Annotated in this window: 16 protein-coding genes and 1 pseudogene; 11 read left to right on the forward strand and 6 right to left on the reverse strand. The window is 68.2% G+C overall.

What is annotated here, in order from left to right:
• Positions 1-46: 46 nt before the first annotated feature.
• Both MZV50_RS13845 and MZV50_RS13850 read right to left on the reverse strand, forming a co-directional pair.
• The gene (locus MZV50_RS13845) at positions 47-2416 is read right to left on the reverse strand and encodes a penicillin-binding protein 1A (RefSeq protein ID WP_252629761.1); all 2370 of its coding nucleotides are present in this window, start codon (positions 2414-2416) and stop codon (positions 47-49) included.
• Positions 2417-2583: 167 nt separating this feature from the next.
• Positions 2584-3785, reverse strand: a pseudogene (locus MZV50_RS13850) (N-acetylmuramoyl-L-alanine amidase family protein).
• 436 nt (positions 3786-4221) lie between these two features.
• On the opposite strand from MZV50_RS13850, the gene MZV50_RS13855 reads away from it, so the two are divergent.
• From MZV50_RS13855 to MZV50_RS13875, 5 genes are all read left to right on the forward strand, one after another.
• The gene (locus MZV50_RS13855; protein WP_223395669.1) at positions 4222-4440 is read left to right on the forward strand and encodes a hypothetical protein; all 219 of its coding nucleotides are present in this window, start codon (positions 4222-4224) and stop codon (positions 4438-4440) included.
• A complete protein-coding gene (locus MZV50_RS13860; RefSeq protein WP_252629762.1) occupies positions 4364-7090 on the forward strand; it encodes an Rne/Rng family ribonuclease in 2727 nt (908 codons plus the stop codon). The genes MZV50_RS13855 and MZV50_RS13860 overlap by 77 nt, the downstream gene beginning before the upstream one ends.
• 172 nt (positions 7091-7262) lie before the next feature.
• Entirely contained in the window at positions 7263-8693 is a 1431-nt protein-coding gene (locus tag MZV50_RS13865) for a tetratricopeptide repeat protein (protein ID WP_252629763.1), read from the forward strand.
• A gap of 35 nt (positions 8694-8728) precedes the next feature.
• Positions 8729-9475: a DsbA family protein gene (locus tag MZV50_RS13870; protein ID WP_252629764.1), complete on the forward strand. Its 747-nt coding sequence runs from the start codon at positions 8729-8731 to the stop codon at positions 9473-9475.
• Between the two features lie 141 nt (positions 9476-9616).
• A protein-coding gene (locus MZV50_RS13875) for an IS630 family transposase (protein ID WP_252629765.1) occupies positions 9617-10574 on the forward strand; the annotation gives its coding sequence in 2 pieces (ribosomal slippage) (positions 9617-9942 and positions 9941-10574; 960 coding nt in all).
• A gap of 64 nt (positions 10575-10638) precedes the next feature.
• Here the strand turns inward: MZV50_RS13875 and MZV50_RS13880 are convergent.
• Complete coding sequence (locus MZV50_RS13880; RefSeq protein ID WP_252629766.1) at positions 10639-11460, reverse strand: thiazole synthase; 822 nt, start codon at positions 11458-11460, stop codon at positions 10639-10641.
• 45 nt (positions 11461-11505) lie between these two features.
• Entirely contained in the window at positions 11506-11706 is a 201-nt protein-coding gene (gene thiS / locus MZV50_RS13885; protein ID WP_252629767.1) for a sulfur carrier protein ThiS, read from the reverse strand.
• 79 nt (positions 11707-11785) lie between these two features.
• Here thiS and aroQ point away from each other — a divergent pair, with 79 nt between their 5' ends.
• The 4 genes from aroQ to aat all read left to right on the forward strand — a co-directional run bounded on the left by aroQ (position 11786) and on the right by aat (position 14817).
• On the forward strand, positions 11786-12226 hold the full coding sequence (gene aroQ / locus MZV50_RS13890) for a type II 3-dehydroquinate dehydratase (protein ID WP_252629768.1): 441 nt from the start codon (positions 11786-11788) through the stop codon (positions 12224-12226).
• A gap of 61 nt (positions 12227-12287) precedes the next feature.
• Positions 12288-12800 (forward strand): acetyl-CoA carboxylase biotin carboxyl carrier protein, encoded by a 513-nt coding sequence (gene accB, locus MZV50_RS13895; protein WP_252629769.1) that lies wholly within the window; start codon positions 12288-12290, stop codon positions 12798-12800.
• Positions 12801-12805: 5 nt separating this feature from the next.
• Positions 12806-14152, forward strand: a complete 1347-nt coding sequence (accC, locus tag MZV50_RS13900; RefSeq protein ID WP_252629770.1) for an acetyl-CoA carboxylase biotin carboxylase subunit — start codon at positions 12806-12808, stop codon at positions 14150-14152.
• An 11-nt stretch (positions 14153-14163) separates the two neighbouring features.
• On the forward strand, positions 14164-14817 hold the full coding sequence (gene aat, locus MZV50_RS13905; RefSeq protein WP_252629771.1) for a leucyl/phenylalanyl-tRNA--protein transferase: 654 nt from the start codon (positions 14164-14166) through the stop codon (positions 14815-14817).
• Here the strand turns inward: aat and MZV50_RS13910 are convergent.
• Together MZV50_RS13910 and MZV50_RS13915 are read right to left on the reverse strand one after the other, a co-directional pair.
• Complete coding sequence (locus MZV50_RS13910) at positions 14754-15410, reverse strand: DUF2155 domain-containing protein (RefSeq protein ID WP_252629772.1); 657 nt, start codon at positions 15408-15410, stop codon at positions 14754-14756. The two genes, aat and MZV50_RS13910, sit on opposite strands and share 64 nt — an antisense overlap.
• 5 nt (positions 15411-15415) lie before the next feature.
• Entirely contained in the window at positions 15416-15811 is a 396-nt protein-coding gene (locus MZV50_RS13915; RefSeq protein WP_252629773.1) for an NADH:ubiquinone oxidoreductase subunit NDUFA12, read from the reverse strand.
• 279 nt (positions 15812-16090) lie between these two features.
• Here MZV50_RS13915 and MZV50_RS13920 point away from each other — a divergent pair, with 279 nt between their 5' ends.
• Complete coding sequence (locus tag MZV50_RS13920; RefSeq protein ID WP_252629774.1) at positions 16091-18829, forward strand: TSCPD domain-containing protein; 2739 nt, start codon at positions 16091-16093, stop codon at positions 18827-18829.
• A 186-nt stretch (positions 18830-19015) separates the two neighbouring features.
• Positions 19016-19888 carry a pentapeptide repeat-containing protein gene (locus MZV50_RS13925; RefSeq protein WP_252629775.1) on the forward strand — a complete coding sequence of 291 codons (873 nt, stop codon included), beginning with the start codon at positions 19016-19018 and terminating at the stop codon, positions 19886-19888.
• The last annotated feature ends 67 nt before the right edge of the window (positions 19889-19955 follow it).

Below are 19955 nucleotides of genomic sequence, written 5' to 3' on the forward strand. Positions count from 1 at the left end.
TGTTGAAGGGCGCGGGAGATAACGCGCGTCGGCCTCCCGCGCAACGTCAATAGAGACCGCTGAGCGGATCCACCTTCTGCGGCGGCGGCTTGCCAGGCTGGGCCTGCGGCTGCGGTACCGGCGGCAGACCAGGCGACAGCTCGTTGTAGGGCACGGGGCCGGTCGGAGCGACCTCGACCTTGGGCTCGGTGCCGGGCCGGAAAGCCTCGCGGACGCCGCGCACCAGAGCGAACTTGGCGTTCTTCGGTGGCTTGAAATCGACGACGGGCTGGCCCTCCAGCGCGACCTTCATGAAGTCCATGAACACCGGCACGGGACCGGCTGCACCCGTCTCTCCCTCGCCCAGTGAGCGGTTGTCGTCGAAGCCGAAGAACACCCCGACCACCAGGTTCGGCGAGAAACCGACGAACCAGGCGCTGCGGTACTCGTTGGTGGTGCCCGTCTTGCCCGCCAGCGGACGGCCCAGCGAACTGACGGCGGCGGCGGTGCCGCGCTGGACCACGCCCTGCAGCATCGAGGTGATCTGGTAGGCCGTGACCGGATCCATGACCTGCTCGCCCGGCGCGGCGAATCTGGGACTCTCATCGCCGTTGAAGCCGGCCTCGCAGCGCTCGCAGTCGCGCTTGTCGGCCCGGAAGATCACCTTGCCCTCGCGGTCCTGCACCAGCTCGATCAGGTGCGGCTCGACCCGGCGGCCGCCGTTGACGAACGGCGCATAGGCGGCGGTCAGCTTGAACGGCGTCGTCTCTCCGGCCCCCAGGGCCATGGCCAGCACCGGGTCCATGGTCTTGACGACCCCCGCGCGCTTGGCGAAGTCGATGATCTTCTTCATGCCGACGCCCTGGGCCAGGCGCACGGTCATCGCGTTGATCGACTGCTCCAGGCCCTTGCGCAGCGGCTGAGCCCCATAGAACTCCTTGTGGTAGTTCTCCGGGCTCCAGTCCTGGCCGTTGGCCCCCTTCAGGGTGATGGCGCTGTCGACGATGACGCTGGCGGGCGTGTAGCCGTTCTCCAGCGCCGTCGCATAGACGAATGGCTTGAACGCCGAACCCGGCTGGCGATTGGCCTGGGTGGCGCGGTTGAACTTCGACAGCGAGTAGGAATAGCCGCCGACCAGGGCCACGATGCGGCCGGTATACGGCTCCATGGCCACCAAGGCTCCGTTGACGGCCGGGGCTTGGCGCAGGCGGTAGCCGCCGCTGGCCGCCTTCTCGACGAAGACCAGGTCGCCGGCCTTCAGGCCCTTGCCGTTCTTGGCCCAGGTCACGTCCTCGCCGACGATCTGGCCCTCGCCCTCTCCCTTCACCAGGCGCACGCGGCCGTCGTTGGAGGTGACCAGGGCCGGACGCCAGGTGTTGCGCTCGGACGGGATCGGCTTGGCCAGGGCGGTCTTTTCCCAGGCAAGGTCTGTAGACTCGACGTGCCCCCAGGCGCCGCGCCAGCCGTGGCGACGGTCGTACTTCTCCAGGCCGTCCATCAGCGCCACACGAGCCGCCGTCTGCAGGCGCGGATCCAGGGTCGTGCGCATGTAGTAGCCGCCCTCGTTGAGACGGGGGCCCAGCGTCGCCATGCCGCGCTGGCGCACTTCCTCGACGAAGTAGTCGGCGTCGCGATAGGCGGCGCGCTTGGGCCCGGGCTGCACGACCAGGTCCTCGGCCATGGCCTTGCGGGCGTTCTCCTTGGTGATCCAGCCCTGCTCGGCCATCTGGCCCAGCACCCAGTTGCGGCGGGCCATCGCCTTGGCCTTGTTGCGGATCGGGTGGTAGTTGTCCGGCCCCTTGGGTAGCGAGGCCAGATAGGCGCACTGAGCCAGGGTCAGCTCCGGCAGCGACTTGCCGAAGTAGTTGTAGGCGGCCGCGCCGACGCCGAACGAGCGATAGCCCAGCCAGATCTCGTTCAGATAGAGCTCGAGAATCTGCTGCTTGGTCAGCGATTGCTCCAAGCGGTGGGCCAGGATCGCTTCCTTGAACTTGCGGCCGACCGTGGCGTCGCTGGTCAGCAGGACGTTCTTGGCGACCTGCTGGGTGATGGTCGAGCCGCCCTCTAGGCGCCGGCCGCGGATGGCGTTGCCGACGTTGTTCAGCATCGCGCGCGACAGGCCGCCGACGTCAACGCCGCCGTGCTGGAAGAAATTGCGATCCTCGGCCGCCAGGAAGGCCTGGGCCAGCTGCGGCGGGATCTGGTCGTAGGGAATGAAGATCCGGCGCTCTTTGGAATATTCGCCGATCAGCGTGCCGTCCCACGCATAGACGCGCGTGGCGGTCGGCGGACGGTAGTCCTGCAACTCGCCGGCGTCGGGCATGTCATGGAACAGCCAGGCGGCGTAGATCGCGATCGCGAATCCCGCGACGGCGATGAACGACAGCACCGCCACGCCCGCGATGGCCATCCATCGTTCGCTGGGTTTCAGATCCACGCGACCTCCGTCGGGCGAGTCCCCTGCCCCGCCACACACCCTTCACTAGATCGCTTGTCGCGGAACCGTAAGCGGTTTCGCGGTCACGCTTTCTTCGACGAAGCGCGAACGATCGTCCCTGTGATTAGAGCGCGCCGGAGAAAAGGGGAAGCGGCGCCCGTCCGTTATCAGGACTTGCGCGAATCCGCCGAGAAGTAGGCCTCGATCGAATCGGCGACGGCGTTGACCAGACGGTTGCGGCTGGACTTGGTGGTGAGCAGCGCCTCGTCGTCCGGATTGGTGATGAAGCCCATCTCCAGCAGCACGGCCGGCACGTCCGGCGCCAAAAGCACGATGAAGCCCGCGTCGCGGTGGCTACGCCGCAGCAAAGGGGTCTCCTCGCCGACGTTGGCCAGCAGCAGTTGGGCGAAGGCGGCCGACCGGTTCTTGGTGGCGCGCTGCGACAGGTCCAGCAGGATCTGGCTGACGGCGCGATCGCGGCCCGGCAGGTTGGCCTTCATCAGCCAGTCGTTCTTGTCCAGGACCAGGCCGACGCGCTCGGTTCCCTTTTCGGACAGGGTGTAGACCGAAGCGCCTCGGGTGCTGGTGTCGGGACCCGAGTCGGCGTGCATGGAGATGAACAGGTCGGCGTCGGCGCGCCGAGCGACCTGCACCCGCGCTTCCAGCGGGACGAAGGTGTCGGTCTCGCGGGTCAGCACGACCTGGAAACGGCCGGTGCGCTCCAGACGCGCCTTGAGCGCCTTGGCGGCGGCCAGGGTGACGTCCTTTTCATAGACATTGGCGCCCAGCGAGCCGGGATCCTTGCCGCCGTGGCCGGCGTCGATGACGATGACCTTCTTCAGGCGCAGCGGCGCGGCCTTGACCGGCGCGCTGGCCAGGGTCAGGCGGGGCGCCTGCGGCGTGAAACCCGATCCATTCGGGACGCCGTCGACAGCCTTCAGGTCGATGACATAGCGATAGGCGGTCGCGCCATCGCCGGGTGGCAGCAGGAAGCGACGGCGAACCTCGGCCTTGCCGGCCAGGTCCAGGCGCAGGCGGGCGCCGCCCGCGGCCTCGTCTATGACCCAGCGCTTGACCAGGCCCTGGCCCGAACCCTGCAGGTCGCCGGAAACGACGACGTTGGGCAGCGCCATGACCAGGCGCTGATCACTCATGCCGTCGGAAATCAGCTTGCCGGCCGAGGCGCGGTCCAGGTCGATCACCACCCGGGTTTCGGTGCGATCGCCGCCGAAGCGGACCTTCTGCACCCCGCCGGCGCGGCGGGGCCCTGGGCGGTGGCGACCGCGACGCCGGCCGTCGTCAGACCGCCGACGATCAACGCCGCCCGAACCCAGCCCATGCGGGCCAAACTGATGAGAACCTTCCGCATCCCCGCCCGCGTAACCGGATTTGGTGAACCGAACGTCAATATCGCCCGGGCGAGGTAGCCAAAGGGTTAAGTCCTGTTGATCCGTCGAAAGCTTTTCTTTTGCGCGCCGATGTGGCTACAGTCCCGCCGCGCGTGAAGTCCGTGATCGTCACGACTCCATGCGAGCTGGCTTTGCCTCGAAAGTGGTCTGAACCTCTTCCGATGCGAAGATGGCGGACTAGATAGTGTTCGAGACACGGCCGACCTGGCGGGCAAGACGCCTACCGAAACGCCGTGTCGAGGGGCTCGCGTCGGGCTCAAACGCCCTTCCGGCGACGACGCGCCATCCGATCCGCGCCTTCTGGCGCGACAACAGACACCTTCTCGCGCCATTCGTGACGCGACAGGCACAACAATCCGGTCCGCGCCTCGCGCGGGAGGGACAAACGAAACCCCAATGGGCTGCGCCGCACCCGATCGCCTTTGGCACCTGACCCTTCGCAACCGCGCTGACGGTGCGACGGTCGGCGACGCGCGCGCCCTTCATTCAAATCGGCGACCGGGCCTCGCGCCCGCCGCGCGCCGTGGAGACTTCCTTAATGTCGAAGAAGATGCTGATCGACGCAGCACACGCCGAAGAGACGCGTGTGGTCGTCGTGGACGGAACCCGGGTTGAAGAGTTCGATTTCGAGAGCCAGACCCGCAAACAGCTTCGCGGTAACATCTATCTCGCCAAGGTAACCCGCGTCGAACCCAGCCTGCAGGCCGCGTTCGTCGAGTACGGCGGCAATCGCCACGGCTTCCTGGCGTTCAACGAAATCCACCCGGACTACTACCAGATCCCGGTCGCCGACCGTGAAGCGCTGATGCGTGACGACTCGGGCGACGACGAGGACGACACTCCGATCTCGCGTCGCGCCTCGGGCGGCGACGACGAGGACGACGTCAACGGCGGCGACCACGCGATCGACGACGATGACGACGACGTCGAGGAAGAGCTGGCGCGCCGCAAGCGCCGGCTGATGCGCAAGTACAAGATCCAGGAAGTGATCCGCCGCCGGCAGATCATGCTGGTCCAGGTCGTCAAGGAAGAGCGTGGCAACAAAGGCGCGGCCCTGACCACCTACCTTTCCCTGGCCGGCCGCTACGGCGTCCTGATGCCCAACACCGCCCGCGGCGGCGGCATCAGCCGCAAGATCACGGCGGTCACCGACCGCAAGCGCCTGAAGAACGTCGTCCAGAGCCTGGACGTGCCGCAGGGCATGGGCCTGATCGTCCGCACGGCCGGCGCCAAGCGCACCAAGGCCGAGGTCAAGCGCGACTACGAATATCTGCTGCGTCTCTGGGAGAATATCCGCGAGAACACGCTGCACTCGATCGCGCCGGCGCTGATCTACGAGGAGGAAGACCTCGTCAAGCGCGCCATCCGCGACATGTACGACAAGGACCTGGACGGGATCTGGGTCGAGGGCGACGCCGGCTACAAGGAAGCGCGCGACTTCATGCGCATGCTGATGCCGAGCCAGTCCAAGAAGGTCTTCAACTACCGCGACCCGACCCCGCTGTTCGTCAAGAACAAGATCGAGGACCATCTGGCCCAGATCTATTCGCCGGTCGTGCCGCTGCGCTCCGGCGGCTACCTGGTCATCAACCAGACCGAAGCCCTGGTCGCCATCGACGTCAACTCGGGCAAGGCCACGCGCGAGCGCAACATCGAGGCCACGGCCCTCAAGACCAACATCGAGGCCGCCGAGGAGGCCGCCCGCCAGCTGCGCCTGCGCGACCTGGCCGGCCTGATCGTCATCGACTTCATCGACATGGATGAAGGCAAGAACAACCGCGCGGTCGAGAAGGTCCTGAAGGACGCTCTCAAGGACGACCGCGCCCGCATCCAGATGGGCAAGATCTCGGGCTTCGGCCTGATGGAGATCAGCCGCCAGCGTCGCCGCACCGGCGTCCTGGAAGGCACGACCCACGTCTGCGAGCATTGCGAAGGCACCGGCCGCGTCCGCTCGGTCGAGTCCAGCGCTCTGGCCGCCCTGCGCGCGGTCGAGGTCGAAGCCCTGAAGGGCTCCGGCGCCGTGATCCTGAAGGTCGCCCGCTCGGTCGGTCTCTACATTCTCAACGAAAAGCGCGCCTATCTGCAGCGTCTGCAGCAGACGCACGGCCTGCATGTCACCGTCGTGGTCGACGACAGCCTGCACGCCGGCGACCAGGAGATCGATCGCACCGAACTGGGCGAGCGTATCGCCGTGGCCCCGGCCCCGTACGTCGACGAGGACGATGACTTCGACGCCGCCGCGTTCGAGGACGAGGAAGAAGACGACGAAATCATCGTCGACGAGGACGAAGAAGACGTCGAGCGCGAGGACACCGACGACGACGACGCCTCGGCCCGCAAGCAGGCCCGTGACGACGATCGTGGCGACCGCAAGGGCCGTCGCGGCCGCCGCGACCGGGGCCGCAATCGCGGCCGTCGCGACGAGCGCGAGACGGAAACCGAGTCCGAGGGCGAGGAAGAAGAGGTCGACGGCGACGCCGATGACCGCGCCGAGTTCGGCGAGGACGACGATGGCGGCCGTCGCCGCCGCCGTCGCGGTCGTCGCGGCGGTCGGCGCGGCGGTCGCGAGGACGGTGATCGTCCGACCGACGCCTTCGTCTGGATCCGTCCGCGTGTCCCGTTCGGCGAGAACGTCTTCACCTGGCACGACCCGGCCGCCCTGGTCGGCGGCGCCAGTGAACCGCGCCGCCCGGCGCCGGAAGCCCGCGCCGAAGCCCCGGAGGCCGTCGAGCGTCCGGAACGCGCCGAGCGCCCCGAGCGTGAAGAGCGTCCCGCTCGCGAACGTGGCCGTCGCGGCCGTGACCGTGGCCGCCGCAACCGCGACGAGGCCCCGACGACCGAAACGGCTGTCGCCGAAGCGGCTCCGGCCGAGGTCGTGACCGCCGAACCGGCCGAGCCGTTCGAAGCCCCGATCCTGGCGCCGCCGGTGATCGCCGGTCCGCCGGCCGATGTCTGGGTCGAGCTACCGGAAGCCGAAGAGGCCCCGAAGAAGCCCAAGCGCGCCCGCTCGCGCGGCAAGAAGGCGACGGTCGAGGCCGCCGAGGCCGCTCCGGACGCTGTCGAGGCCGTGGCCGAGACGGTGACCGAGAGCGTCGCGGTGGTCCCGCCGGAGCCGGTCGCCGAACCCGTCGCCGAGCCGGTCGTTCAGGCCGCGCCTGAGCCCGAACCCGTCGCGGAAACGGCGCCGGCCACGCCGGCCGAGCCCGATCCGAACGAGATCACCACCCCGCCCGAAAAGCCCCGCAAGGGCTGGTGGCGCCGGTAAGGTGAACTGATCGCGGCCCGCGTGTCCTGACCGACGCGCGGGCCGAAATCTTCGCGCCCTAAAAACGCCGTCCAGAATCGTCGCTATGGGAGCTGAAACCCTTGTTCCCTCGCGTCGGACTTCCAAGTTAGACTGGTCGGGGTTCGCGGGGGCGCGATCTGGAGATCATTCGATGACCTCGCGTAGCGGGCGCGCCGGAAGGCGTCAGGTGGGAAGGCGTCTGGGCGTGGCGTTGTCCGTCCTGTCGCTTCTCGCGTCCGGCGTTCCCCAGGTCGCCGCCGCCCAGGACGACGGCCCCTCCCTGATCCGCGACACCGAGATCGAGGAGATCCTGCACCACGACGCCGATCCGATCTTCGCGGCGGCGGGCCTAGATCCCAAGAACGTTCGGATCCTGATCGTCGGCGACAGGTCGCTGAACGCTTTCGCGACCCAGGGCCTGCAAATGGGCCTGAACACCGGCCTAATCCTGCAGACCGAGAACCCCAACCAGCTACGCGGCGTCATCGCCCACGAGACCGGACACCTGGCCGGCGGCCATCCGATCCGCTCGGACGAGATGATGAAGGCCGGCCTCAAGCCGATGATCCTGACCATGGGCCTGGGCATCCTGGCCGCCCTGGCCGGATCGCCGGACGGCGGCGCGGCCCTGCTGGCCAATTCGCAATACGCCGGCGCGCTCGGCGCACTTGGCTACAGCCGCGAACAGGAGTCGCGCGCCGACCAGGCCGGAGCCGGCTTCCTGGAAGCCACGGGCCAGTCGGGCCGCGGCCTCGTCGAGTTCTTCGACAACTTCCGCTATCAGGAGGTCTTCGATCAGGCCCGCCGCTATGCCTATTTCCGCAGCCACCCCTTGTCTTCAGAGCGGATCGAGGTGCTGCGCAGCCGCGTCGAACGCCAGCCACACTACAGCGCCGTGGACACGCCCGAGGACCTGGCCCAGCATGAGGTGATGAAGGCCAAGCTGGAAGGCTTCCTGAACCCGCAGGTCGCCTTGATGAAGTACAAGGAGACCGACACCGGCTTCCCGGCCCGCTATGCGCGCGCCATCGCCTACTACCAGATGAAGGACCCCGACCGGGCCCTGAAGCTGCTGGACGGCCTGATCGCCGACCACCCCGACAATCCCTATCTGTGGGAACTGAAGGGCCAGATCCTGTTCGAGTTCAACCGGATCACCCTGGCCGAGGAGCCGCAGCGCAAGTCGGTGCAGCTGAAGCCCGACGCGGCCCTGCTGCGCATCAACCTGGGCCAGACCCTGATCAGCCTGAACGATCCGGCCAAGATCGAGGAAGGCGTCCAGGAGCTGAAGCGCAGCCTGCTGAACGATCCCGACAACGCCGTGACGTGGAGACTGCTGGCCCAGGCCTACGATACCCAGAAGAAGGACGGCGAGGCCCGCCTGGCCACCGCCGAGCAGTATTACTCGCTGGGCGCCGTGCGCGAGGCCAAGGTCTTCGCCATGCGAGCCCGGGAGCTGCTGCCCAAGAACACGCCGGACTGGCGCCGGGCCACCGACATCGTCCTGGCGTCCCGACCGTCCAACCAGGACCTGAAGGACCTGGCCAAGGACAGCGCCATGCCATCCAACCTCGGGCGCTAAAGCCGCCCTCCTCCTTCCAAGACTTCGAGATCTAGATGACCCTGTTTCGTCGCGCCGCGACCCTCGCCGTTCCGCTGGCCATCGCCGGCCTGACCCTCACCGGCTGCGAACGGCCCGAACCCAAACCCAGCAAGCTGTTCGGTGAGAAGGTCCGCGCCTACCTGCTCGAGCACCCCGAGGTGCTGATGGAAGCCAGCCAGAAGCTGCAGGAAAAGCAGGCCGCCCAGCAGGCCGCCTCGTCGCAGAAGGCGATCGGCCAGTATCGCCAGGCCATCGAGCGCGATCCGCGCGACATCGTCATCAATCCCGCCGGCTCGATCACGGTCACCGAGTTCTTCGACTATCGCTGCGGGTATTGCCGTCACGCCGCGCCCGAGATCGTCGAGCTGGTCCAGAAGAATCCCGACATCCGCCTGGTGCTGAAGGATTTCGTGATCTTCGGCCACGACAGCGAAGCCGCCGCCCGCATCGCCCTGGGCGCCAAGGACCAGGGCAAGAGCCTGGATCTCTATAAGGCGCTGATGGCTGAAAACGCCCTCGACGCCGCCGCCGCCTTGCGCATCGCCAAGGGCCTGGGCGTCGACATGGACAAGGCCAAGGCCGCTGGCGAAAGCCAGGCCGTGACCCAGCATCTGGCCGACACCGAAGCCCTGGCCAAGACCCTGGCGCTGTCGGGCACCCCGGCCTTCATCGTCGGCGACACCCTGATCCCGGGCGCCGACATCAACGCCCTGAAGCTGGCGATCGAACAGACACGCGCCAGCAAGGTCAAGGCGGGGTGATGGGCCGTCCTCGCCCTTCGACAAGCTCAGGGTGAGGACTACTTTTGGCTCAGCGCATCACTAGAGCGTCGGACATGAAATCGGAATCGAAGGGATTCCAGGTTTGCGCGAAGCATGATTCACCGTGGTTGGAGGTGGATCATGGGCAAGAGCTATTCGGGTGATCTTCGAGATCGGATCATTGGCTACGTCAGCGCCGGTGGATCACGTCGTGGTGCGGCCAAGCACTTTGGGGTCAGCAACAGTTGCGCGGTGAAGCTGCTGGCGCGGGTGGAGCAGACGGGCTCTTGTGCGCCAGCGCGCCAGGGACGGCCGCCGGGAGACGGCAAGCTGGCGGCGCATCGGTCGTTCCTGATCGAACAGGTCGAAGCCAAGCCGGATATCACCCTGCCGCAACTGGCGGCCTTGCTGGAGGCGCAACGCGGGGTGAGCGCGGATCCCAGTTCGCTGTCGCGGGCGCTTCGCGCGGCTGGGTTCACATATAAAAAAAGCCCTGATGGCCTCGGAGCGCGCACGCGAAGCGGTGCGTGAACGGCGCAGGGAGTGGATCGAGCACCGCCAGCCCGTCATGCGCCAGCAGCCGGCGCGGCTGGTGTTCATTGACGAGACGGCGGTCACCACCAAGATGACCCGGCTGCGCGGCCGCAGCCTGCGCGGTAAGCGCCTGGCGGCCGATGCGCCCTTCGGCCACTGGAGAACCCAGACCTTCATCGCTGGCCTGCGATGCGCGCAGCTGACCGCGCCCTGGGTGCTCGATGGCCCGATGAACCGCGACGCCTTCGACGCCTATGTCGAGACCCAGCTAGCGCCGACGCTCAGCCCCGGTGACGTCGTGGTTCTCGACAACCTCGCCGCCCACAAGGGACCAAGAGCCGTCCAGGCCCTCAAGGCGCGGGGAGCCTGGTTCCTGTTCCTCCCGCCCTACTCGCCCGACCTCAACCCGATCGAGATGGCCTTCTCAAAGCTAAAAGCCCATCTGCGCGGCGCCTGCGCTCGCACCTTCGACGACCTCTGGAGGGCCGTCGGCGACATCTGCAGCCTCTACGAGCCCCAAGAGTGCTGGAACTACTTCAAGGCCGCTGGCTATGCGTCACATTAAACGCACGATGCTCTAGAAACCTCACCCTGAGCCTGTCGAAGGGCGAGGTTTCGGTCCCGCGACGCTAGATCAGCCCCGCCAGCGGCGAGCTGGGATCCGCGTACAGCCGCTTCTGCATCCGGCCCGCCAGATACGCTTCCCGCCCGGCGATGACCGCGTGCTTCATGGCCTTGGCCATGCGGATCGGGTCCTTGGCTTCGGCGATGGCGGTGTTCATCAGGATGGCGTCGCAGCCCAGCTCCATGCCGATCGCCGCATCGGAGGCCGTGCCGACGCCGGCGTCGACCAGAACCGGCACCTTGGCGTTCTCGACGATGATCCGCAGGTTCACGCGGTTCTGGATGCCCAGGCCCGAGCCGATCGGCGCGCCCAGCGGCATGATCGCCACGGCGCCGGCCTCTTCCAGCTTCCTGGCGTAGACCGGGTCGTCCGAGCAGTAGACCATGACCTGGAAGCCTTCGGCGACCAGCAGCTTCAGCGAGCGCAGGGTCTCTTCCATGTCGGGAAACAGGGTCTTGGGGTCGCTGAGAACCTCCAGCTTGACCAGCTCCCAGCCGCCGGCCTCACGCGCCAGGCGCAGGGTGCGCACGGCGTCCTCGCCGGTGAAACAGCCGGCCGTGTTCGGGAGATAGGTGAATTCCGTCGGCTTGACGTAGTCGACCAGCAGCGGCTGGCTCGGATCCGTCAGGTTCACCCGGCGCACGGCCACGGTGACGATCTCCGCCCCGGCCGCGCGGGCGGCGGCGGCGTTGGTCGCATAGTCCTTGTACTTGCCCGTGCCGACGATCAAGCGCGAGCGGAAGGTGCGGCCGGCGACGGTCCAGGTTTCATCGTTGTCGATGCCATCAGGGGGGGTGACGGTGTCGGGGGAGACGTGCGCGTTCATGGGCGTGGTTTACCCCCCAGAAGCGCGCGTTTCAAATACGCAGGATCAACCGCCGCCGATAAAAGTGACGATCTCGATGCGGTCGCCGTCGACCAGCGCCGTGTCGGCATAGGTCGAGCGCGGGGCGATCTCGAGATTGCGCTCGACCGCCACCTTGCGGGCGTCCAGGCCCAGCGACGTCACCAGATCGGCGATCGTGACCACGTCGGCCACGTCCAGCTCTTCCCCGTTTAGCAAAAGCCTCATCTCACCTCCGAAGCGAGCCGTGCTTGTGACCCGGCGGAACCGGCTATACAAGACCTCCCGGAATCGACGGCGGAGCCGCATGGTAAAACCGATCCACGTGCTGAGCGGACCCAATCTCAACCTGTTGGGGACTCGCGAGCCCGAGATTTATGGCAGGGACACCCTCGATGATGTCCGGGCGCGCTGTGAGGCGCGGGCGGCTTCGCGTGGCGTTTCGGTGGTCTTCCGCCAGTCCAACCATGAGGGCGTGCTGATCGATTGGGTGCAGGAGGCGCGTGAGTCGGCCTCGGCGCTCGTCCTCAATCCGGCCGGCTACGGCCACACCTCGATTGCGCTTCTGGACGCGCTCAAGACCTTGAGCATTCCGGTGATCGAGTGCCACTTGTCCAACCCGGCGGCGCGGGAGGAATTCCGCCGCCACACCTTCGTTTCGCTGGCCGCCACCGGGATCGTCTCCGGCTTCGGCGCGGCGAGTTATGAACTGGCGATCGAGGCCGCCTTCGGCCTGATCCGCGTTTAACAACGATATCGCCCGGCGTTTTCCGCCGCCGAGGCGCTTCAGAACAACAAGGTAAGCTTCCATGTCGAACCCCAAGGCCCCCGCCGATCCGGTCGAAGCTCCGGCCATCGACGCCCGTCTGGTCCGCAAATTGGCGGACATCCTGAAGGACACGGGCCTGTCCGAGATCGAAGTCGAGCACGCCGGCCTGAAGATCCGCGTGGCCCGCGAACTGACCGCCGCGCCGATCAACTACGTCCAGGCGGCGGCTCCCGCCTACGCCCCAGCCCCGGCCGCCGCTCCGGCCCCTGTCGCCGCCGCGCCTGCGGCGGAACCCGCGCCGGCTCCGGCCGCCGCCCGGGGCGACGCCGTGAAGTCGCCGATGGTCGGCACCGCCTACCTCTCGCCCCAGCCGGGCGCCGACGCCTTCATCAAGGTCGGCGACACGGTCTCGGCCGGCCAGACCCTGCTGATCGTCGAAGCCATGAAGACCATGAACCCGATCTCGGCTCCCAAGGCCGGCAAGATCGTCGAGATCCTGGTTGAAGACGCGCAGCCCGTCGAGTTCGGCGAGCCGCTCGTCGTCATCGAGTAACGCTCATGTTCGACAAGATCCTGATCGCGAACCGGGGCGAAATCGCGCTCCGGGTTCACCGCGCCTGCAAGGAAATGGGCATCGCCACCGTGGCGGTCCATTCCGAGGCCGACCGCAACTCGATGTGGGTGCGCCTGGCGGACGAAAGCGTCTGCATCGGCCCCGCGCCCGCCGCCAAGAGCTACCTGAACATCCCGTCGATCATCGCGGCCGCCGAGATCACCGGGGCCCAGGGCATCCACCCGGGCTATGGCTTCCTGTCCGAGAACGCCCGCTTCGCCGAGATCGTCGGCGCGCACGGCTTCACCTTCATCGGTCCGAAGCCCGAGCATATCCGGATGATGGGCGACAAGATCACCGCCAAGCAGGCCGTGAAGGACGCCGGCATTCCGGTCGTTCCCGGCTCGGACGGCGGCGTCTCGACCGAGGAAGAGGCCTTCGAGGCCGCCGAGAAGATCGGCTTCCCCGTGCTGATCAAGGCCGCCGCCGGCGGTGGTGGTCGCGGCATGAAGGTCGCCCAGACGCGTGAAGACCTGGCCGAGGCGGTCTCGACGGCCCGCGCCGAGGCTCGCGCCGCGTTCGGCGACGACACGGTGTACATGGAGCGCTACCTCCAGAAGCCGCGCCACATCGAACTGCAGGTCATCGCCGACAGCCACGGCAACGTGGTCCACCTGGGCGAACGCGACTGCTCGCTGCAGCGCCGCCACCAGAAGGTGCTGGAAGAAGCCCCCTCGCCGGCCCTGTCCGCCGAAGGCCGCGCCAAGATCGGCAAGGTCGTCGTCGATGCGGTCAAGGCCATCGGCTACCTGGGCGTCGGGACCATCGAATTCCTGTGGGAGAACGACGAGTTCTTCTTCATCGAGATGAACACCCGCCTGCAGGTCGAGCACCCGGTCACCGAAGCCATCACCGGCATCGACCTGGTCCGTGAGCAGATCCGCATCGCCGCTGGCCTGCCGCTGTCGTTCACCCAGGAAGACGTCGTCTTCGAGGGCCACGCCATCGAGTGCCGTATCAACGCAGAGAACGCGCGGACCTTCACGCCGTCGCCGGGCACCATCACCGACTTCCACGCCCCTGGCGGCCTGGGCGTTCGCCTGGATTCGGCGATCTACACCGGCTACGCGATCCCGCCCTATTACGACAGCCTGATCGGCAAGCTGATCGTGCACGGCCGCGATCGCGCCGAGTGCGTCGCGCGCCTGAAGCGCTGCCTGGCCGAAATGGTCGTGGGCGGCGTCGAGACCACGATCCCGCTGTTCCAGGACCTTCTGGTGCAGCCCGACATCCTGGCCGGCGAATACGACATCCACTGGCTGGAACGCTGGATCAAATCCCAGGAGGCCTAGGCGGGTTGGCGATGGAAGACGCCTTCTCGGTCGACGACCTGATCGCCTGTTACGCGCGCGGCGTCTTCCCCATGGCGGACGCCCGCGAGGACGAGAGTGTCTTCCTGATCGATCCCGAGCGGCGGGGCGTGCTGCCGCTCGGGGACTTTCATATCCCCAAGCGTTTGGCGCGCACCGTGCGCAACGGCCCCTACGAGGTCCGGATCGACACCGCCTTCGACGCGGTGATCGAGGGCTGCGCTGCATCCCGCCCGGGGCGGGTCGAAACCTGGATCAATCACCCCATCCAGAAGCTCTACGGCCAGCTCTATGCGCGCGGCCTGGCCCACAGCGTCGAGGCGTGGCTGGACGGTCAGTTGGTCGGCGGCCTGTATGGCGTCTCGCTGGGGGGAGCGTTCTTTGGCGAGAGCATGTTCTCGACGGCGCGCGACGCCAGCAAGGTGGCGCTGGTCCATCTGGTGGCGCGCCTGACCGCCGGCGGCTATCAGCTTCTGGACACCCAGTTCCTGACTGAACATCTGACACAGTTCGGCGCGACCGAAATCAGCCGCGCGGACTATCGCCGGCGGCTGGCCAAGGCCCTGGCGGTCCAGGGCGACTTCTACGGCTTGGCAGGGGGCGCGACCGGAGCCGACTGCCTGCAGGCGATCAGCCAGACGTCATAGACCGGGTGCTGCAGCGGGTTCAGGCCCGGCGAGCTGGCGTACATCCAACCCTTGTAGATCTGGCGTCCGGGCGGTGCGGCGCGGCCGGCCTGGGCCTTGGGCTGGGTGTCGACGATGACATAGGCGGCCGTCTCCGGCGCGATCTCGTCGGCGGCCGCCGTCTCGCAGGCGCGAACGGTGAAGATCAGGGTCTTGTAGCGGATCGGCTGGCCGACCGGGATCTCGAACCGCATGGTCTCGGTCGTGACCTTGTCCAGGGCCTGCAGGATGGCGATCGTGTAGCGCTGGCGCTTGGCGGGTTCCGGCGGTTTGACCGGCGCGGTCGGCTTGGTGGTCGTCGCGGGCGCCGGCTGGGGCGCGGGCTGCGCGCCGAGATTGACAGCCGCGGGCGGTGTCGGCGCCGGCTGGGCCTGGCGTGGCTCCGCGGCCTGGACCGGCGGCGCGGGACGCGGCGCGGACGTGGCCGCCGGCGCCTGCGAGGGCGACGGCGGGGTCTGGGGCTGCGGGGCGTTCTGGCGCGCGAGCGCGGCGCCCGCCACGGTCAGGCCGGACAGGGCCGCAAGGGCGGCGACCAGGGACGCCCGGCGGCGCATGCGCCTTATTCCGGCGTCCAGGCTTGGTAGTCGCTGGTGGCGGCCGCGCGTTCGCCACCCCGGGTCAGCGAACCCTTCGGACGCCAGGCGTGCACGGTGCCGGTCAGGTTGGGCAGGTGATCCTTTTCCCACTCGCGACGCTTCAGCGGAACCTGGGTCGGCGGCTCGTCGAAGGTGTAGTGCAGCCAGCCGCTCCAGTCCGGCGGGACCTTCGACGCCTCGGCATAGCCGTTATAGATCACCCAGCGGCGCTTGCGCTGGTCGTAGCTGTCACTGTTGTCGCGCGCTTCGAAGTAGCGGTTGCCCTGCTCGTCCGTGCCCACAAACACGCCGCGGCGGCCGATATGGAAGCGCTGACCCAGGGTCGCGCCGTTCCACCACGTGAAGATCGCTTTCAGCACTACGTTCGCACCTGAATTTGCAAGGCTTTGACGACACCACGGCGAGCGTGGCGAAGCGGCCGGAACATAGCGTTCCGAGCCCGCAGCGTCCAGCGCTGCTCGCCCCGAGCCAACTTCAACATCTTGTGGATTAGAGCCTACGGACCCGCAACATCTATTGAGGCTGAGCGAGCGAGGTTCTAGCTTGGGGTGCGACCTTACGCGCATCCCCTCGGCACGGAATCAGTCGTTAGGGATTTGGTAAGATATCACGACCGCCGCCCGGACCGGAACTCGCCCATGCGTACGCCCGCCAAAGCCGCCGGACTTGCCCCCGCCATGGAATGGCGCGACCTCGAGCGCGCCGATGAGATCGTCGTGGTCTCCGCGCCGTCGTCCTGGACAGACGCGCGCGTCGAGGCCTGGCTGGACTGGGCCGGCGAGATCCAGCCCAAGGCGCCGCTGGGCGGCGGTCCAGCCTGCTACGCCGACCGGATCGCCCAGATCGGCCTGACGCGCGGCTTGTTCGGCGACAAGGCCGACGCCTCGGCGTTTCGCGAAGCCCTGCTGGCCACCATGCTCTCGGGTGTCGCCACCCCTGCCGGCGGCCAAACCGGCCTGACGCTGCTGCCCGACGTCGGCGAGTTCGAGTTCGAGAGCGCCGTGAAGGGCGCCCTGGGCCAGCGCCGCGCCCGGATCCTGGCCGCCCAGGCGGCCGCGCGCCTGGACGCCGCCCTGGCCCAGGTCGCCGACGCCGTCCGCCGGTGTTCGGGCGACCCGCGCGCCTGTGGCGACGTTCGCAAGAACCCGGCCCTGGCCCGCGCCGCCCGCAAGGCCCGCGAGTTGGGCGCCGACGACCGCACCATCCTGGACGCCATCGCCACGGCCGATGCGCCGCGTCCGCCGCTGACCGAACCGGGCTCGGAACGCGAAGCCCCCATGATCGCCTCGGCCAGCCGCCAAGGCGTGTCCGCCGGCGACGAGGCCGCCACGCTGGCCGCCCAGGTCGGCTGGGAAACCAGCGCCCTCACCCTGGCCCTGTCGCCCACGGACGCAGACCTTCTGTCACGCGGCGTCGGCGTAAGCGCGGCGATCGACGCCAGCGCCTTCCTCGACGACGATGGCTTCGACATCGAGCGCTTCACCTATGTCTGCCACCTGTGGGGCACGGCCCTGGAGTTGGAACGAGACGAGCGCCCGGCTCGCCTGGGCCTGGCCGGCGTCGGCGATTGCCTGCTGAGCCAGGGCCTCTCGCAGACCAGCGTCGAGGGCCGCGACGCCGCCGCCGCCCTGTGGGCCCTGGCCGTCGGCGCCGCCCTTTCAGCCAGCGCCGAAGCGGCTGCCGCTCTGGGTCAGGACGAAACCTTCGCCCAGGACCGACAGGGCGTGCTGAAGACCCTGGCCGAGCGCCGCGTGCGCGCCGCCGCCCTGCGTTCGGACCTGGCCACCGAGGCGGCCGCCGCCTTGGCCACCGCCCACGCCCTTGCCCGCAAGCACGGCCTGCGCTCGACGGCCCTGGTCGGCCCGTTCGAGGACGCCGAGGCGTCGCTACGCCTGGGCGGCGCGCCGGTCGGCGCGGCCGGCGCCATCTCGCCCGTCTCGGTCACCCAGACCGCCGATGGCTGGCTGCTGCCCGCCTTCAGCCCCGCCGCCTTCGAGGCCCTGTCGACCGAGGGCGTCGACCTGGACGCCGCCCGCCGCCACGCCCTGGGCCACGGTTCGCTGCTGGACAGCCCGGCCATCGACCACGTCATGCTGCAGACTCGCGGCTTCACCGCCCATGAGATCGAGAAGGCCGAGAACGCCCTGCGCGAGCATCAGGGCCTGCGCGCGGCCTTCGCCCCGGCCATCGTCGGCGCCGGCTTCCTGCGCGACGTGCTGGGCGCCTCGGCGGAGGACGTCGCCCGCCACGACTTCGACACCCTGGCCTTCGCCGACTTCTCGCCGACCGAGATCGCCACGGCCGAACGCCACGCCCTGGGCGCCGGTACGCTCGGCGACTGTGAGACCCTGAATCCCGAACTGCGCGAGGCCTTCCGTTCGGTCGAGGCCCCCACCTTCGCCGACCGCCTGGCCATGCTGGTCGCGGTCGAGGCGTTTGCGTGCCTGCCGACGGCGGTCGCCGTGCCGGTGGCGTTCGACAGCCGCCCCGCCGACGCCGTGCGGGCCCAGGCGGCGGCGGCGCGGGCCGGTGTCCGCGCGCTGCGCCTGCACCGCGCGACGGCGCCGGCCGATTTCAAGCTGGACCTGCCCGAGGAGCCTGCCGCTGAACCGGCGCGCGCCGCGCCGCTTCTCGATAAGATCGGCCGCGAGCCGGTCGTCACCGAACGCGTGGTGGAAAAGATCGTCGAGCGCGACCGCTCGCGCCGCCGCCTGCCCGACCGGCGTAAGGGTTACATCCAGAAAGCGGCCGTCGGCGGCCACAAGGTCTATCTGCACACCGGCGAGTACGAGGACGGCGAGCTGGGCGAGCTGTTCATCGACATGCACAAGGAAGGCGCGGCCTTCCGCAGCCTGATGAACAACTTCGCGATCGCCGTGTCGCTGGGCCTGCAGCATGGGGTGCCGCTGGACGAGTTCGTCGACGCCTTCGTCTACACCAAGTTCGAGCCGGCGGGCCCGGTGTCGGGCAACGACTCGATCAAGTCCGCGACCTCGATCCTGGACTACATCTTTCGCGAGCTGGGCGTGTCCTATCTGGGCCGCGACGACTTGGCCAACGGCGATGCCGGCCAGTTCAACGCCGACGGCCTGGGCTGGGGCAAGCCGCTGTCGGAAGACGAGATCGACGACGTCGGTCCCGATCCGGTGCTGGCCAGCAAGTTCATCTCCAAGGGCTTCTCGCGCGGGGCCGCGCCCGACAACTTGGTCTTCGCCTCGTTCGGCCGTCGCCGGGTCGAGGGCGCCGAGCGTCCGGGATCCGAAGGCGAGATGTGCCCGGCCTGTGGCGACCTTTCGCTGATCCGTCGCGGCGGCCTGACCGTCTGCGACACGTGCGGCGCCCAGTCGGATCGTCCCGGTCCCGTCGCGTCCTCGTAACGGTCTCGACCTAGGCCGGTTGAGAGGCGCTGGCGGCGACGACTTCACGTTGCCGACGGCCGTTTTTCCATCGCTTGTAGCGGTTAAATCCCCGTCATTACCGCGATTTAAGTGGCTTCTACCCCTCCGTCGGTTCAAACCGTAACTCACACAGTCGCGTATCGTATGGACTGCACGGAGAAGTCGATGTCCCGCTTGGGCGCTTCCATCGCCGCCTTGACGCTGAGCCTCCTGGCCCTGTCCGGCCAGGCTCAAGCCTCGATCGAAGACAAGGACGTCGCCAAGCTGACCTCCTTCGGCGGGATGTGCGCCAACTGCGACCTGGCCGGCCGCAAGCTGATGAACGCCAAGTTCACCGGCGCCAACTTCGCCAGGTCCGTCCTGATCGGCGCCGACCTGCGCGGCGCCATGTTCTACGGCAGCAATTTCGCCGCCGCCGACCTCAGCCGCGCCGATCTGCGCGGGGCCGAGATGCGCGGCGCCAACTTCGTGGCCGCCAACTTCACCGACGCCAAGATGTCGGGCATGGAAGGCAGCGGCGTGAACCTGCAGTCGGCCACCCTGGTCCGCGTCGACCTGTCGTCCTCCGAACTGCATGGTTCGCAGTTGGTCGGCGCCAACCTGCAGCGGGCGCGCCTGTCGAACGCCGAGCTGACGGGCTCGAACCTGACCGGGGCCAACGCCCGCGACGCCGACTTCTCGAATTCGGATCTCAACCACGCCATCCTGGCCGGCGCGCGTTTCGAAGGCGCCAACTTCCGCAACGCCGACCTGACCGGCTCCAATCTGCGCGGGGCCATCTTCTCCGGCGCCGATTTCCACAACGCCGACCTCAGCGCCGCCGTGCTGTCCGGCGCGGACTTCACCGGGGCCCGGGGCCTCGATCAGGATATGCTGGACGAAGCCTGCGGCGATGGCGGCGTGCGCCTGCCCTCGGGCCTGACGGTGCGTCCCTGCAACGGCTTGCGAGGCGCGCGCTTCATGCTGTTGCGCGAGATGCCCAAGGCTCCGCCCGCGCCCCCGGCCCCGCCGAGGCCGCCCAAGTCTCCGAAGGACTGATCCCTTCCGGGAACACCGACCAAGAAAAAGCCCTCCGATCGCGAGACCGGAGGGCTTTCTCGTTTTG

Source organism: Caulobacter segnis (assembly GCF_023935105.1).
GTDB classification, from domain to species: Bacteria; Pseudomonadota; Alphaproteobacteria; order Caulobacterales; family Caulobacteraceae; genus Caulobacter; species Caulobacter segnis_B.